Origin of the sequence: Staphylococcus sp. HMSC055C03 (genome assembly GCF_001809385.1) — a bacterium.
GTDB lineage: Bacteria > Bacillota > Bacilli > Staphylococcales > Staphylococcaceae > Staphylococcus > Staphylococcus simulans.
The window spans coordinates 261765-276185 of the sequence record NZ_KV797491.1; the positions used below are offsets into that span (position 1 = coordinate 261765).

Here is a 14421-nt window from a genome sequence, read left to right on the forward strand (position 1 = left end):
CTTTATCCCCCTTACACTGTTTGTTGTAATCTTTGTTTTAATTCTTGCGCTTCCTCATCTGTCACAAAGACATAATGTCCTGGATTGATTTCTTGTAATGAACGTTCATCATTCTTTTCAGCATCTTCTTTATAGACAATACGTGTTCTTGTACGTTCACTTTCAGGATCTGGTTGAGGTACTGCTGATAGCAAAGATTGTGTGTAAGGATGTAAAGGATGATTATAGATTTCATCCGCAGTCCCTAATTCTACAATTTTACCGAAATGCATAACCGCAATTCTATCTGAAATATACTTCACCATAGATAGGTCATGGGCAATGAATAAGAAAGTAATACCTTTCTCACGTTGAAGTTTCAACAATAAGTTGACCACTTGTGCTTGAATTGAAACGTCTAGCGCTGAAATCGGTTCATCTGCGATGATGAATTCTGGTTCAACTGCCAAAGCACGTGCAATACCGATACGTTGTCTTTGTCCACCAGAGAACTCATGCGGATAACGATTCGCGTGTTCTTTATTTAAACCTACTGTTTCTAATAAGTCATATACGCGTTTTTTACGATCTTTCGTATTCTTTGCTAATTTATGAATATCAATACCTTCTGCAACGATATCCATCACTTTTAATCTCGGGTTCAATGAAGCGTATGGATCTTGGAAAATCATTTGGATTTTCTTATTGAATTTCAACATATCTTTACGCTTTTTAATATCTTGTATGTTAACCCCTTCGTAATAAACTTCTCCAGCTGTCGCATCATTCAACTTAATTAAGGCTTTACCAGTGGTTGACTTCCCGCAACCAGATTCTCCTACTAAGCCGAATGTTTCCCCTTTGAATATCTTGAATGAGATACCTTCAACAGCACGAACTTCATTACGCTTTCCGACATTAAAGTATTGTTTTAAGTTATTAACTTCAAGCAACACTTCTTGTGACGGTTCTTGTTGACGTTGTTCAGCTGTTTCCCTTTGTTCTTGTTCAATATTTTTTTGTTGCTCTAGCGCTGTATTTGATTCGTTAAATTTTTGTTCACGATTATCCTTCATTGAACGCCACCCCCTCTTGTCGTTGTGGTTTATCAAACTTATTCGCCATTTTTCTTTGACGTTGTTTCACAAGCTCTGGCGGTTCAACTTTCGGCGCTCTTTCATCTAACAACCATGATTTCACAAAGTGTGTCGGTGATACTTTAAACCATGGCGGCTCTTCTTCAAAGTCGATATCTAACGCATATTGACTTCGTGGTGCGAATGCATCTCCTTTTGGTGGGTGCAGTAAGTCTGGCGGTGTTCCTGGGATTGCTGTTAATTCAATATCATTACCTGTTTCTAAGTCAGGCATTGAAGATAACAGTCCCCAAGTATATGGATGTTGAGGGTCATAGAATATTTCATCAATTTCTCCTCTTTCAATCATTTGTCCACCGTACATAACTGCAACACGGTCTGCGATATTTGCGACGACACCTAAGTCATGCGTAATGAAAATAATTGATGTATCAATTTTTTGTTGCAGACGTTTCATCAAGTCTAAAATTTGTGCTTGCATTGTCACGTCTAATGCTGTTGTCGGTTCATCTGCGATTAATACTTTTGGTTCACATGCGAGTGCTGTCGCAATGACAATACGTTGTCTTTGCCCACCTGAGAATTGGTGAGGATAAGCTTTAAAGCGTTGTTTCGCGTTTGGTAAACCTACCATTTCTAAAATCTCTAGCGCACGTTTTTTTGCTTGTGATTTACTATAGTTACGATGTTTAATCAGAGGTTCCATCACTTGTTTACCTATTTGCATCGTTGGATTTAACGACGTCATCGGATCTTGGAAAATCATAGAGATGTCTTTACCTCTTAATTTGATTAATTCTTTTTCAGGTTTTTGTGCTAAGTCTTCACCTAAGAATAAAATTTCGCCTTTTTTAATTCGGCCAGCATCTCCTTGGAAGAGTTTTGTCAGTGCTTTCGTTGTCACTGATTTACCAGAACCTGATTCACCTACAATCGCAAGGGTTTCTCCCTTTCTCAAATAAAAGTCTACACCACGTACAGCTTGCACTTCTCCAGCATCAATATCAAAGGAGACATGCAAGTCGTTTACTTCTAATATTTTATCTGACATCCTTTTTGCCTCCCTTATTTACGCATTTTCGGATCGAATGCATCACGTAATCCATCACTGAATAAGTAGAAGAATAAAATCAATAAACTTAAAATCAATGCTGGAATAAATAATTCATGTGGATGAATCAATAACATCGCGCGTCCGTCATTTACTAATGAACCAAGTGATGTTTTAGGTGCTGGTACACCGATACCGATGAAGCTTAAGAATGCTTCGAAGAAAATTGCACTTGGTACTGTGAACATTGAAGTTACAACAATTGCTCCTAATGTATTTGGTAAAATATGACGGAAAATCAATTTCCCTTTAGAAGCCCCTAATGTACGTGATGCTAATACGAATTCTTGTCCTTTTAATTTTAAGAACTCACCACGAACAACACGGCTCATGCCAATCCATCCTGTAATGGCCATTGCTAAAATAATTGTCCAAATTGAAGGTTCGAAAATCAATACGAATAAAATTACGACAATCAAGTTCGGAATAGAAGCGATGATTTCTATAATCCGCTGCATGACGTCATCTGTTCGTCCTCCAAAGAATCCGGATATTGCCCCGTAAACTACACCGATAAAGATATCTAATGCGGCGGCAACAACACCGATGAATAATGATACTTGTGCACCTTGCCAAGTACGTGACCATAAGTCACGACCTAATTGGTCTGTCCCAAACCAGAAGTTCTCTTTCACACCAGCTTCTTTATATGCGTCTTTGCCATCTGCACCTACACCGTCAAACGGTAAGAAAGGTATTTTGTCTAAGACAGGTATTTTTGCTGGTAAGTTTCTGCGGTCTACATCTTGTTCAGCATAATCATGGCTGCTGATTAAAGGACCGACAAGTGCCATGATGATGATTAAAATTAATCCGATCATCCCGACTACTGCAAGTTTATTTCGTCTTAATTGGCTCCAAGCATCTTGCCAGAAGTTTTTACTTTCACGTTGAATTTCTGGTTCTTTATCAATATCTTGTTCTACTAAGATAAAGTCAGGCGCATTCTCGCCATCTGTCGTATGTGATAACGTTGCATTGGAGTAATCTCCATGCAAGTGTTGTTTTTTGTCTTCTGCCATTATTTCTTACCTCCTTGTATCCTAATACGCGGATCGATAATTCCATATAAAATATCCACTATGAAAATCGATACGATGAATAACGTACTGAATAAAAGAGTGGTTGCCATAATGACAGAGAAGTCATTCGTTTGAATCGATCTTACGAACTGATCCCCTAGTCCTGGAACCCCGAAGATATTCTCGATTGTAAGTGTCCCTGTTAAAATTCCAGCTAACATCGGCACGATGATTGTGATAACTGGAATCAATGCATTTCGTAATGCATGGCCGAATAGCACACGCATCATTGAATTCCCTTTGGCTCTCGCAAGTAAAATATAATCAGAACTCAGCACTTCGATCATTTCCGCTCGTATGTATCGTGCGACTGTCGCAAGTACGCCTGCTGAAAGTGCGAGTGATGGCAGAATAGCTGTTGAAATACCTTCCCAACCTGCTACTGGGAACAATCTTAATCTTACTGAGAACACATATTGTAATAATACTGCTAATACGAATGATGGTACTGAAACAGCGATAACTGAAATAACTGTCGCTGAGTAATCCACCCATGTATTTTGTTTTGTTGCTGCTGCAACACCCAAAATCAATCCTAAAACAATCCCGATGACCATCGCCGCAAGTCCCATTTCAATTGACGGAATCAAACGAGGTTGAATTAAATCCCACACTGGTTGGTTATGATATTGGAATGAAACCCCAAAATCTCCTGTGACTACGTTCTTTAAGTAGTGCAAATATTGTACAATGACTGGATCATTCAAACCGTAGGTCTCGTTCAAAATCTCCTTTTGATCTGCGCTTAACTTTGCATCATTAAACGGTGAACCTGGCATCAATTTCATTAAGAAGAAAGTGATAGTCATAATGATAAACAAAGAAATAAGCATGTACCCAAAACGCTTGAGTATATATCTAAGCATTGACAATCCCCCTTATAGATTCAAATTAAACATTCCCTTCTAATTATCAGAAATATTTTAATATTAGTATATCGGTACTTTACATTTAAAATCAACACAATTTTTTGAATAATTTAAATGTTATAACAAAAAGTTCCGTCACACATGTGTAACAAATATAGCAATATCAATAGATTACGTGCTTTTTGTTTCTTGTATTTCTATTAAAAAAACTTTATAGTTATTACTAAATAAATGCTGATGAATTACTTTTAAATTTTTAATGAATCGAGAGGTAATCGTGATATGAATAAACATTTCCGATGGATTTTCTGGGCAATATTCTCACCTGTTTTAAGTTTGATTATTTGGCTGTTTCGCGAACATACGTGGACCCAATTTATCGACATCTTATTCATTGTCAGTATGTTGCTTTTTATTGTCGGCTTCGTTTTCATCTTAGTTCAAGATGGTATCTTTGATGCGACAAGCTATGGTTTCAGGCGTTTGCGCTACCAAATGTCTAGTGCCAAACATCGTAAAGCACATGTTGATGATGAATTTATTAATCCTAAACAAGTTAAAAGAGAGGTCTATATTGTAGAACGTTGGACGATCTATTTAACTTTAGTCAATGTGGTTTATGTCATTTTATGTTTGCTGGCGACTTTCACTTTTTAACCACAAAAAAACGGCAGAGTGATTTCACTTTGCCGTTTTTTCTACCTATTTAATTGCTAGTTTTATTTACCACACTTAATTTCAATTGTCTATTCAGGATATACAAAGGAAGCTTTTCACATATTATACATCATTGACAAAATCTAAATTTTTAGTACTAAACAAGAAAATTCAACATAAGTTATTTATCTATTTTTTGTATTTCTTATTAATTTAATACGTTCATTGTAGGGTTTTCAGTGAAATATAGTAATAATCGCATGTCTTTTTGTATATTAAACCTGAAAAATCCATTCATTTTGTTACACTATCGCATCTGTATATTCAATATGAATGCTTCTGCATAAAATACAATTGTATTTTCAGTAAAGACAAAAGCCAGATATTTGCACTCTGATTTAGAGTCCAAACATCTGGCTTATTTTTAGGTCTATTTAAAATTAGTCTTCAAATTTTTTCAATACTAATACTGCGTTGTGACCACCGAAACCTAAACTGTTACTCATCGCATATGTGATGTCTAAGTCTTGTGCTTCATTTGGCACGAAGTCTAAATCACATTCAGGATCTGGTGTTACTGCATGGATTGTTGGCGCAACTTTACTATCACGAATAGAAAGCGCTGAGAAGATAGCTTCTAAACCACCTGTAGCACCTAATAAGTGGCCAGTCATTGATTTAGTTGAGCTGACTTTTAAGTTTTTCGCAGCATCGCCGAATGTATTTTTAATCGCAAGAACTTCTGTCAAGTCACCTACTGGTGTACTTGTACCATGTGCGTTTAAGTATTGTACATCTTTCGGTTCGATACCTGCATCATCCATCGCAGCTTTCATTGCGCGAGAACCGCCTTCACCCTCAGGCGCTGGTGCAGTGATATGATACGCATCACCTGTTGAACCATAACCAACGATTTCAGCGTAAATTTTCGCACCACGCGCTTGTGCTGATTCTAACGACTCAAGCACTACGATACCTGCACCTTCACCCATTACGAAGCCATCACGGCCTTCTTGGAATGGACGACATGCTGTTTCTTTGTCATTGTTTGTAGATAACGCACGGCTTGCGCTGAATCCAGCAATTGCCATATGTGTAATCGGCGCTTCACTACCGCCAGTTACCATCGCATCTGCATCACCGCGTTGGATAATTTTAAATGCTTCACCAATTGAGTTAGTACCTGTTGCACAAGCTGTCACTGTTGAACCGTTTGGTCCTTTAGCACCTAAATCAATTGATACTTGGCCTGTTGCCATATCAGGAATCAACATTGGTACGAAGAACGGGCTGACACGGCGTGGCCCACGATTTAACAATTGGCTATGTGCCACTTCGAAAGTTTCCATGCCTCCGATACCTGAACCAATCCATACACCGATTCTGTCAGCTGTTTTATCATTAATATCCAACTTCGCATCTTGTACCGCTTCACGTGCCGCTACTACCGCATACTGTGTGAAACGATCCATACGACGTGCTTCTTTTCTATCGATATAATCTTCAACATTGAAGTCTTTTAATTCTCCGCCTAAATGAACATTGTAATCAGATGTGTCAATACGAGTAATCTCATCAATTCCGTTAACACCTTTTAAAGCGTTTTCCCATGACGTTTCTGCATCATTTCCTAATGGAGATAATGCGCCAATTCCTGTAATTACAACGCGTTGCTCTTTGCTCATACCTTATCCTCCTATTTTCCCCATCTTAATGTAATTGCGCCCCAAGTCAGGCCGCCGCCGAAACCGACTAGCACTAAGACATCGCCGTCTTTAATTCTGCCGTTTTCGAGTTCTTGTCCAATACTTAACGGAATAGAAGCCGCTGAAGTATTGCCGAATCTATCTACTGATACACTCATTTTTTCTTTTGGAATACCTAAGCGTTCACGAGCAGATTCCATGATTCTGATGTTCGCTTGATGCGGTACGAACATATCGACATCATCAGCAGTTAATCCGGCTTTATCCACTACATTTCGAGAAGCTTCTCCCATAATACGAACCGCAAATTTAAACACTTCACGACCGTTCATAAAGATTTTGCCGTTATCGTGGTTCAAGTATAAATACTTGCCGCCACTGCCGTCAGAACCCATTTCATAGCTTAAGATACCATGTCCTTCAGATACTTCACCGATTACTGCTGCACCTGCACCATCACCGAATAAAATAGCAGTCGAACGATCTGTTAAATCAGTAATTTTAGAAAGTTTATCCACACCGACTACTAAAATATTATGATAGTCACCTGACTGTATGTACTGTTTGGCAGTAATCAAGGAATACATAAATCCTGAACATGCTGCTAATTGATCCATCGTCGCAACTTTTCCTAAACCTAAACGGTCTTGCAACATATTAGCTACAGTTGGAAACGGGAAGTCTCCTGTTGATGTTGCGACAATTACCATATCTATATCTTCAGGTTTAATTCCTGCATCTTCAATTGCTTTCACACTTGCTTCATAAGCAAGATCTGATGTTTCTTCGTCTTCGCCTGCCCATCTACGTTCTTTGATTCCAGTCATTTTAGAAATCCATTCATCAGATGTTTCTAAAAACGATTCAAAATAGGCATTGTCTACTACTTTTTCTGGAACGTAAGTTCCAAAACCTTTAATACCCACATTCATGGTTCTACACCTTCTTAAAAATAATTTTAATACCAGGTATTAATTTATCATATTCTACTTTTTGAATACAAGTGCTTTATTCGTATCCATCATGACATTGCTTACACTATTATAATATTTGAACGCGCGTATCACAATAAATGTGATGTTGTTTCATCTTCTACAACTTGGCTCTTGTGTCGAATTTCCTGATTTCACTATACAAAGCAATCACTCTATTTTATAATTGAACTAAAGATGAAATATGGAGGCACAACAGATGAAATACATTATGGTACTATTCTGGTCTGTTTTGCTGCTTCAAATGGTTAACTTCGTGTTAAACAGTTTAGCCGGCGGCGGAACATTAGATATGGTTCTTCCATTAGTTTTAGCAGTTGTCTTTACATTTGCTATCGTTGCTTTAGACGCACTAATGAAACCTATTAAGCCATCTGCTGCAGAAGAAGACAGTAAACAATAACAGCCCGCATTTCGCATCCAGCAAAAGTTCTTGCTGGATTTTTTTATGTATGAAAACAGCCGTATCAAATGCGATACGGCTGTTTCTTTATATTAATCATTATATTTGTGCTTTTTCTACATCAAATTGTAAACCATCATCATCTAAGTCAACTTTAATTGTTGTACCTTCTGGTAATGATTCTTTAATCATCATACGTGCTAATGGCGTTTCAATTTGACGTTGTACAAAACGTTTTAATGGACGCGCACCAAATTGCGGTTCATATGCTTCTTCACCCAACCATTTTTTCGCTGCGTCTGACACTTCAATTGAAATTCGTTGATCTAATAAGCGGATATTCAATTCTGCTAAGATTTTTTCTACAATCAAGCTCATGTCATCTACTGATAATGGACGGAATAATACAATATCATCCATACGGTTCAGGATTTCAGGTTTGAAGAATTGATTTAAATTATTCATGACTGCTTTTTCTGTGTCTTCTGTAATTACACCTGTTTCTTTCACTTGTTCAAGTAAGATTTGCGAACCAATGTTACTTGTCATAATGATGATTGTGTTTTTGAAGTCTACGTTACGGCCTTTAGAATCTGTTAAGTGACCTTCATCTAATAATTGTAATAACACGTTGAAGACATCAGAGTGTGCTTTTTCTACTTCATCTAATAAGATAACTGAGTAAGGATTACGACGCACTGCTTCTGTTAATTGACCGCCTTCATCATGACCGACATAGCCTGGAGGCGCTCCGATTAAACGAGAGACAGAGTGTTTTTCCATATACTCACTCATGTCGATACGAATCATGTGTTTTTCTGAATCGAATAAGCTAGAAGCTAAAGCTTTCGCAAGCTCTGTTTTACCGACACCTGTTGGTCCTAGGAATAAGAAACTTCCGATTGGACGGTTAGGGTCTTTAATACCTGCACGTGCTCTAATAACCGCATCTGCAACTAAATCAACGGCTTTATCTTGACCTACGACACGTTCATGCAAGATATCGTTTAAGTGTAGTAATTTGTCACGTTCACTTTCCACTAATTTTGTAACTGGAATACCTGTCCATTGACTGACGATATCTCCGATTTCTTCATCTGTCACAATTTCACGGATAATACGTTCTTCATCACCAACTTGATCATCTTGGAACGCATCTTCTAATTCACGTAATTCTTTTTCTAATTGAGGGATTTTACCGTGTTGCAATTCCGCTGCTTTTTCAAGATTATAGTTATTTTCAGCATCTTCTAATGCTTTACGGCTTTCATCAAGTTCTGCACGTTTTTCTTGTAATTTCGCAATTTTTTCTTTTTCTTGTTCTACACGAGATTGTAACGCTGCTTGTTTTTCTTTTTCATTTGAAAGCTCTTCTTGAAGTTCTTTCAAACGTTGTTGGCTGACACTGTCTGATTCATGTTGTAGCGCATTTTCTTCAATTTCTAACTGCATTACACGACGGTTGACTTGGTCGAGTTCTGTTGGGTTAGAACCCATTTCTGTACGAATTGTCGCACATGCTTGGTCTACTAAGTCAATTGCTTTATCTGGTAAAAAACGATCTGTGATATAACGATCTGATAATTCTGCCGCAGCAACTAATGCACGGTCTTGAATACGTACACCATGATACACTTCATAGCGTTCTTTCAATCCACGTAAAATAGAGATCGTATCTTCTACATCAGGTTCAGACACGTTTACTTTTTGGAAACGACGTTCTAATGCTGAGTCTTTTTCAATATATTCACGATACTCATTTAAAGTTGTTGCACCGATACAGTGTAATTCACCACGTGCTAACATCGGTTTCAACATGTTGCCTGCATCCATCGCACCGTCTGTTTTACCTGCACCGACTAGCATATGCAATTCGTCGATAAAGAGAATAATACGACCGTCAGCATCTTTAATTTCTTTTAAGACTGCTTTTAAGCGTTCTTCGAATTCACCACGGTATTTTGCACCAGCCACTAATGCACTTAGGTCTAATTCGAAGATTGTTTTATCTAATAAGGATTCCGGCACGTCTTTTTTCACAATTCGTTGTGCTAATCCTTCAACAATCGCAGTTTTACCGACACCTGGTTCCCCGATTAAGACAGGGTTATTTTTCGTTTTACGACTTAAGATACGAATCGTATTACGAATTTCTTCATCTCTTCCGATAACTGGATCCATATTTCCTTGTCGGACTTCTTCTACTAAATCACGACCATATTTTTCAAGTGCTTCATAGTTTGCTTCTGGATTTTGTGATGTCACGTGATTTCCTCCTCTGATCTTCTTAATAATTTCTTTGATTACTTCATTTTTATTACCGACGTATGATTTAGTTGTGTCATCAACTTCCATGGCTGCTAACAACACATGTTCCATTGATACAAACTCATCATCATAGTCTTTCATAATAGCTTCTGCTTTATTAAACAGCGTATTGGTTTCATTGCCGATATATTGACCATATTGAATATTATCGCCTTTAACTGTCGCATGGCGTTTTAATTTTGAATCATATGCGTTCGCTAATTCACTCGTATCAATATTGGCACGTTCTAATACACTATTAAATAAACTATCTGTTTCTTTTAAGGCAGCTAATAACACTGCTTCTATTTCTACGTTTTGTTGTTCATAGTCTTGTGCAAGTTGAATCGCTTGTTGTAACGCTTCTTGCACGGCATAGGTCATCTTATTTGCATCCATTCTCTTCACCTCTGTTACTCAGTATGCTTGCAAGTCCTTTTGACTTTGACTTTCTTTGACCTTATACATAGTATAGAGCATCGACCCTTTATTTTTCAACTTATAACGCTTCGTTTCAGTAAATTTTTCTCTTCTTTTTAAATCATTCCTCATATGCTTACCACAAAACTTTTACCTATAACAAACTCACTCTAAATATAAGAAAAGAACTGAAATCAGCATTCATTTTCTGATTTCAGTTCTTGTATTCGTTTCTATTTACTTGTCTTTTTTACTGAGACCCATTGTTTTAATGATTTCATCAGATAATGCTTTAACACCTGGATACTCTAAATGAATACCGTCATATGCGAAGTATTCAGGATGTCCTGCCGAACGTTTATACCAATCTACGAGTTTAACGTTTTTATGTTCTTTAGCCGCTTCTTTCATCAATTGGTTAACGTGTCCTTCATAAGAACGCGGCACACGTGTGTTGACTAAATAGATGTCCGCTTTACCGAATGATGCGATGACATCATCTAATTGTTCTTTATTGAAGTCACCATTCGTACCTAATTCAATAATGACTTGGTCGCCTTTTTTATTATAGTGACTGTAATTTTGTTCGATTAATGGTTTAGCTTGGTACATATTACGTCCCACTTTACCATCAATGACTGAATGCGGTACTTGTTCTTTAAAGCGTTCACCAATATCAACCATAACAGAGTCACCGATTAATAAAGGTTTCACTTTATTGTATACTTCAACTTGTTCTTCTGGCTGCTTACCGCCGCCATTGCCTAAGAAATCAATTTTGCCATACGGCACTGGGCGTACCACATATTTATCAATTGAATTTGTATTGAATTGAGTCGCTTTATCCGCAGTTTTATCTTTACCGTAATGATCAAAGACACCTGCTAAAATTACCGCAAACGGAATCGCAATGACTAATAATGCCAGCCAATGAACCCAAATACGTTTTGATTTCGTTCTAAATGACAACATTTTGAAGCCTTGTTTTCTAAATGGTGTTTCAACATAACGATAAGACACTTCGGCCATAATGAATGTTAAAACAACATCTACGACATACACCCATACTGGAATTTGTCCTGCTACAAAGTAGCGATGCAATAATACGATAATTGGGAAATGCCATAAATATAAACTATATGAGCGTTGTCCGATATATACAAATAATGGATTGCCCATAAAGCGTGCTAATAAGCCGCTCGGATGTACCACACTTGCAATTAAGAAGAGTGTAATCCCTGAAATCAAGTAGAAACCACCGTTATAAATCCAGTAACTTTGGTCTTCTACAACGACAAATAAAGTCATTAAAATTGCTAATGAGATAACTCCCATCAAATCAACTGACATACGTACCGCAAGTGGTGGATCTTTTCTCAAACGGTTCGGCGGCCATAAAAATGCAAGAATGACACCGAGTAATAACGTTTGCAAGCGTGTATCTGTACCGAAGTACACACGCGAGAAGTTCATGCCAGGATGTGTAATCCACACCATTGCTAATAATGAAGCTAATGAGATAATCCAAAATATCAATACAATTTGTTTATGTTTCTTAACTTTAGCCAGTAATAAAATCAAAACTAAAGGAAAGAATAAATAGAATTGTTCTTCAATCGCAAGAGACCATAAATGTTTTAAAGGTTCAAATGAAAATTGGTCGAAATAATTGACATCTTTAGCGATATACCACCAGTTAGAGACGTAAAAAATAGCCGCAATCGCATCTTGTTTAACACGAAGTATTTCATCTCTTTGGAATAACAACGTGAATATCGTAGTTACACTGACCACAAATAACATTGCTGGAATCAAACGTTTAATACGTCTGTACCAGAAGCGCTTTAAACTGATCGTTCCTGTTTGATGATGTTCTATTAATAAAAGACTTGTGATTAAATATCCAGAAATAACAAAGAACGTATCTACACCAAGAAATCCGCCTGAAAGCCATTGTTTATTTAAATGGTAGATAAGAATACCGAGCACAGCAATTGCCCTTAACCCATCTAAACCAGGCATATAGTTCATTTTTTTAGGTTTTTCAGGTGATGCACTGTTCTGAGCTGAACTGCGTTTCAAATTAGTCATGCATTTACCTTTCTTTCTGATTTAAGATTTTGCGTGGTTCATTGTGCTCTATGTATGTGACAGAACACGTGAGTGTCATAATTACCAATTGTAATATTAATGTAATATTCTTGCAATATCAAGATATTTTATAGTTATTTGAATAAATCTTTTATTTAGCATGAGTCGCACAACTCATTTATAACAATTTTGTGAACAAGTACAATTCGGGATAAAAAAAACGACTTATCGTCTTCAGCTATTTTTCATTAGCTTTAAACAAATAAGTCGTTTCATTTCTTATATCATTGGCATGATATCTCTTAGCTCACGCCTAAAGCGATTTTCGCATAGCGTGACATCATATCTTTATTCCATGGCGGATTCCAAACAACATTCACTTCAGTATCTTGAATTTCCGGAATTTCTGCAAGCGCCATTTTGATTTGTTCAATAATTTGTGGTCCTAAAGGACAACCCATTGATGTTAGTGTCATCTCTACTTTACATAAACCATCGTCTTCGAGATTGACTTTATATACTAAACCTAAGTTGACGATATCAATGCCGAGCTCAGGGTCAATTACGTTTTCTAATGCACCTAAGATATTATCTTTTAATGCTTCATCCATTATATTCACCTCTTTTATGCAATTATGGTTATTATCAATATATCAAATATCCGACAAAACTCCAATAAAATGCTATTATAGGAATACATTCACAAAAAATGAATCAGCCTATTTATAGACAATGTTTCATATAAGGAGATTGAGCAGTGTTTATACTCAATTCATCCATTTCATGCGTCAAACCGCATTTAGATTTATTTATCAACTTAAGCACAAGGAGATTATACTATGGAACCTTATTTAATTTGTTTAGATTTAGACGGAACATTATTAAACGATGAAAAAGAAATTTCAACATATACATTTAAAGTTTTACAAACGTTAAAAGAACAAGGCCACCATATCATGATTGCGACAGGCAGACCTTTCAGAGCCAGCCGCCCTTATTATGACCAATTAGGCTTAAATACGCCGATTGTCAACTTCAATGGTGCCTATGTGCATAATCCGACAGATGCTGACTTCCCTGTCACACATGAGACATTGGATCCAGACTTGGCCTCAAGTATTATTAACGCATTACGTAATATGCAGGTAAAAAATATTATCGCAGAAGTAAAAGACCATGTCTTTATCGATACGTACGATGAACATCTATTCGAAGGTTTCTCTATGGGCAATCCTAAAATTGAGACTGGAGATATCGTCAGCCAATTAAATGAATCACCGACTTCTATTTTAATCGAAGCCGAAGAGCATATGATTCCAAGAGTAAAACAAATGTTGTCACGTTTCTTCGCAGAAAGTATTGAACATCGCCGCTGGGGTGCGCCATTCCCAGTTATAGAGATTGTTAAACGGGGTATAAGTAAAGCGAGAGGAATTGATAGTGTGAAAGATGCACTCGGTGTAGACCGCAATCACATTATCGCTTTCGGCGACGAAGATAACGATACCGAAATGATTAAATACGCGAAACATGGCGTAGCGATGGATAACGGCTTAGATGAACTGAAACACATCGCAAAAGAAACAACTTATTCTAACAACCAAGACGGTATCGGCCGTTATTTAAATGACTTTTTCAGTTTAAATATTCCTTATCAAGAAAACGCAAACGTGCATTCTTGTTAATATAAATCTTATCAATTCAAGG

Annotated in this window: 12 protein-coding genes; 3 read left to right on the plus strand and 9 right to left on the minus strand. The window is 37.1% G+C overall.

All coding sequences use genetic code 11. The features are described 5' to 3' along the window. Positions 1-11 precede the first annotated feature (11 nt). From HMPREF2603_RS06655 to opp3b, 4 genes are read right to left on the minus strand one after another with little or no spacing between them, the layout of a single operon-like run. Entirely contained in the window at positions 12-1055 is a 1044-nt protein-coding gene (locus HMPREF2603_RS06655; protein ID WP_002481943.1) for an ABC transporter ATP-binding protein, read from the minus strand. Beyond that, entirely contained in the window at positions 1045-2127 is a 1083-nt protein-coding gene (locus HMPREF2603_RS06660; protein ID WP_002481942.1) for an ABC transporter ATP-binding protein, read from the minus strand. The genes HMPREF2603_RS06655 and HMPREF2603_RS06660 overlap by 11 nt, the downstream gene beginning before the upstream one ends. Positions 2128-2141: 14 nt before the next feature. After that, positions 2142-3209: an oligopeptide ABC transporter permease gene (gene opp3C / locus HMPREF2603_RS06665; protein ID WP_002481941.1), complete on the minus strand. Its 1068-nt coding sequence runs from the start codon at positions 3207-3209 to the stop codon at positions 2142-2144. Beyond that, positions 3209-4135, minus strand: a complete 927-nt coding sequence (opp3b, locus tag HMPREF2603_RS06670) for an oligopeptide ABC transporter permease (protein WP_060803838.1) — start codon at positions 4133-4135, stop codon at positions 3209-3211. The genes opp3C and opp3b overlap by 1 nt, the downstream gene beginning before the upstream one ends. 285 nt (positions 4136-4420) lie before the next feature. On the opposite strand from opp3b, the gene HMPREF2603_RS06675 reads away from it, so the two are divergent. After that, positions 4421-4795, plus strand: a complete 375-nt coding sequence (locus tag HMPREF2603_RS06675) for a DUF3899 domain-containing protein (RefSeq protein ID WP_002481938.1) — start codon at positions 4421-4423, stop codon at positions 4793-4795. A gap of 440 nt (positions 4796-5235) precedes the next feature. On the opposite strand, the gene fabF is transcribed toward HMPREF2603_RS06675, so the two are convergent. Together fabF and HMPREF2603_RS06685 are read right to left on the minus strand one after the other, a co-directional pair. Beyond that, positions 5236-6480 carry a beta-ketoacyl-ACP synthase II gene (gene fabF, locus HMPREF2603_RS06680; RefSeq protein ID WP_002481937.1) on the minus strand — a complete coding sequence of 415 codons (1245 nt, stop codon included), beginning with the start codon at positions 6478-6480 and terminating at the stop codon, positions 5236-5238. Between the two features lie 11 nt (positions 6481-6491). Beyond that, positions 6492-7433, minus strand: a complete 942-nt coding sequence (locus HMPREF2603_RS06685; protein ID WP_023015800.1) for a beta-ketoacyl-ACP synthase III — start codon at positions 7431-7433, stop codon at positions 6492-6494. Positions 7434-7692: 259 nt separating this feature from the next. Between HMPREF2603_RS06685 and HMPREF2603_RS06690 the strand changes: the two genes are divergently transcribed. Then, complete coding sequence (locus HMPREF2603_RS06690; RefSeq protein ID WP_070502008.1) at positions 7693-7896, plus strand: YjzD family protein; 204 nt, start codon at positions 7693-7695, stop codon at positions 7894-7896. Between the two features lie 99 nt (positions 7897-7995). Here HMPREF2603_RS06690 and clpB read toward each other — a convergent pair whose 3' ends face one another. The 3 genes from clpB to HMPREF2603_RS06705 form a co-directional block, all read right to left on the minus strand. Beyond that, the gene (clpB, locus tag HMPREF2603_RS06695) at positions 7996-10602 is read right to left on the minus strand and encodes an ATP-dependent chaperone ClpB (protein ID WP_060803837.1); all 2607 of its coding nucleotides are present in this window, start codon (positions 10600-10602) and stop codon (positions 7996-7998) included. 258 nt (positions 10603-10860) lie between these two features. Continuing rightward, positions 10861-12714 (minus strand): acyltransferase family protein, encoded by a 1854-nt coding sequence (locus HMPREF2603_RS06700; RefSeq protein ID WP_023015798.1) that lies wholly within the window; start codon positions 12712-12714, stop codon positions 10861-10863. A gap of 302 nt (positions 12715-13016) precedes the next feature. Continuing rightward, the gene (locus tag HMPREF2603_RS06705; protein ID WP_002481879.1) at positions 13017-13325 is read right to left on the minus strand and encodes a metal-sulfur cluster assembly factor; all 309 of its coding nucleotides are present in this window, start codon (positions 13323-13325) and stop codon (positions 13017-13019) included. A 228-nt stretch (positions 13326-13553) separates the two neighbouring features. Between HMPREF2603_RS06705 and HMPREF2603_RS06710 the strand changes: the two genes are divergently transcribed. Continuing rightward, positions 13554-14399, plus strand: a complete 846-nt coding sequence (locus HMPREF2603_RS06710; protein WP_060803836.1) for a Cof-type HAD-IIB family hydrolase — start codon at positions 13554-13556, stop codon at positions 14397-14399. Positions 14400-14421 lie beyond the last annotated feature (22 nt).

Bases quoted from the DNA above. Each gene is read 5' to 3' on its own strand.
- HMPREF2603_RS06675 (WP_002481938.1), top strand. From the start codon at position 4,421: ATGAATAAACATTTCCGATGGATTTTCTGGGCAATATTCTCACCTGTT.
- opp3b (WP_060803838.1), bottom strand. From the start codon at position 4,135: ATGCTTAGATATATACTCAAGCGTTTTGGGTACATGCTTATTTCTTTG.
- HMPREF2603_RS06705 (WP_002481879.1), bottom strand. From the start codon at position 13,325: ATGGATGAAGCATTAAAAGATAATATCTTAGGTGCATTAGAAAACGTA.
- fabF (WP_002481937.1), bottom strand. From the start codon at position 6,480: ATGAGCAAAGAGCAACGCGTTGTAATTACAGGAATTGGCGCATTATCT.
- opp3C (WP_002481941.1), bottom strand. From the start codon at position 3,209: ATGGCAGAAGACAAAAAACAACACTTGCATGGAGATTACTCCAATGCA.
- HMPREF2603_RS06700 (WP_023015798.1), bottom strand. From the start codon at position 12,714: ATGACTAATTTGAAACGCAGTTCAGCTCAGAACAGTGCATCACCTGAA.
- clpB (WP_060803837.1), bottom strand. From the start codon at position 10,602: ATGGATGCAAATAAGATGACCTATGCCGTGCAAGAAGCGTTACAACAA.
- HMPREF2603_RS06655 (WP_002481943.1), bottom strand. From the start codon at position 1,055: ATGAAGGATAATCGTGAACAAAAATTTAACGAATCAAATACAGCGCTA.
- HMPREF2603_RS06685 (WP_023015800.1), bottom strand. From the start codon at position 7,433: ATGAATGTGGGTATTAAAGGTTTTGGAACTTACGTTCCAGAAAAAGTA.
- HMPREF2603_RS06660 (WP_002481942.1), bottom strand. From the start codon at position 2,127: ATGTCAGATAAAATATTAGAAGTAAACGACTTGCATGTCTCCTTTGAT.
- HMPREF2603_RS06710 (WP_060803836.1), top strand. From the start codon at position 13,554: ATGGAACCTTATTTAATTTGTTTAGATTTAGACGGAACATTATTAAAC.
- HMPREF2603_RS06690 (WP_070502008.1), top strand. From the start codon at position 7,693: ATGAAATACATTATGGTACTATTCTGGTCTGTTTTGCTGCTTCAAATG.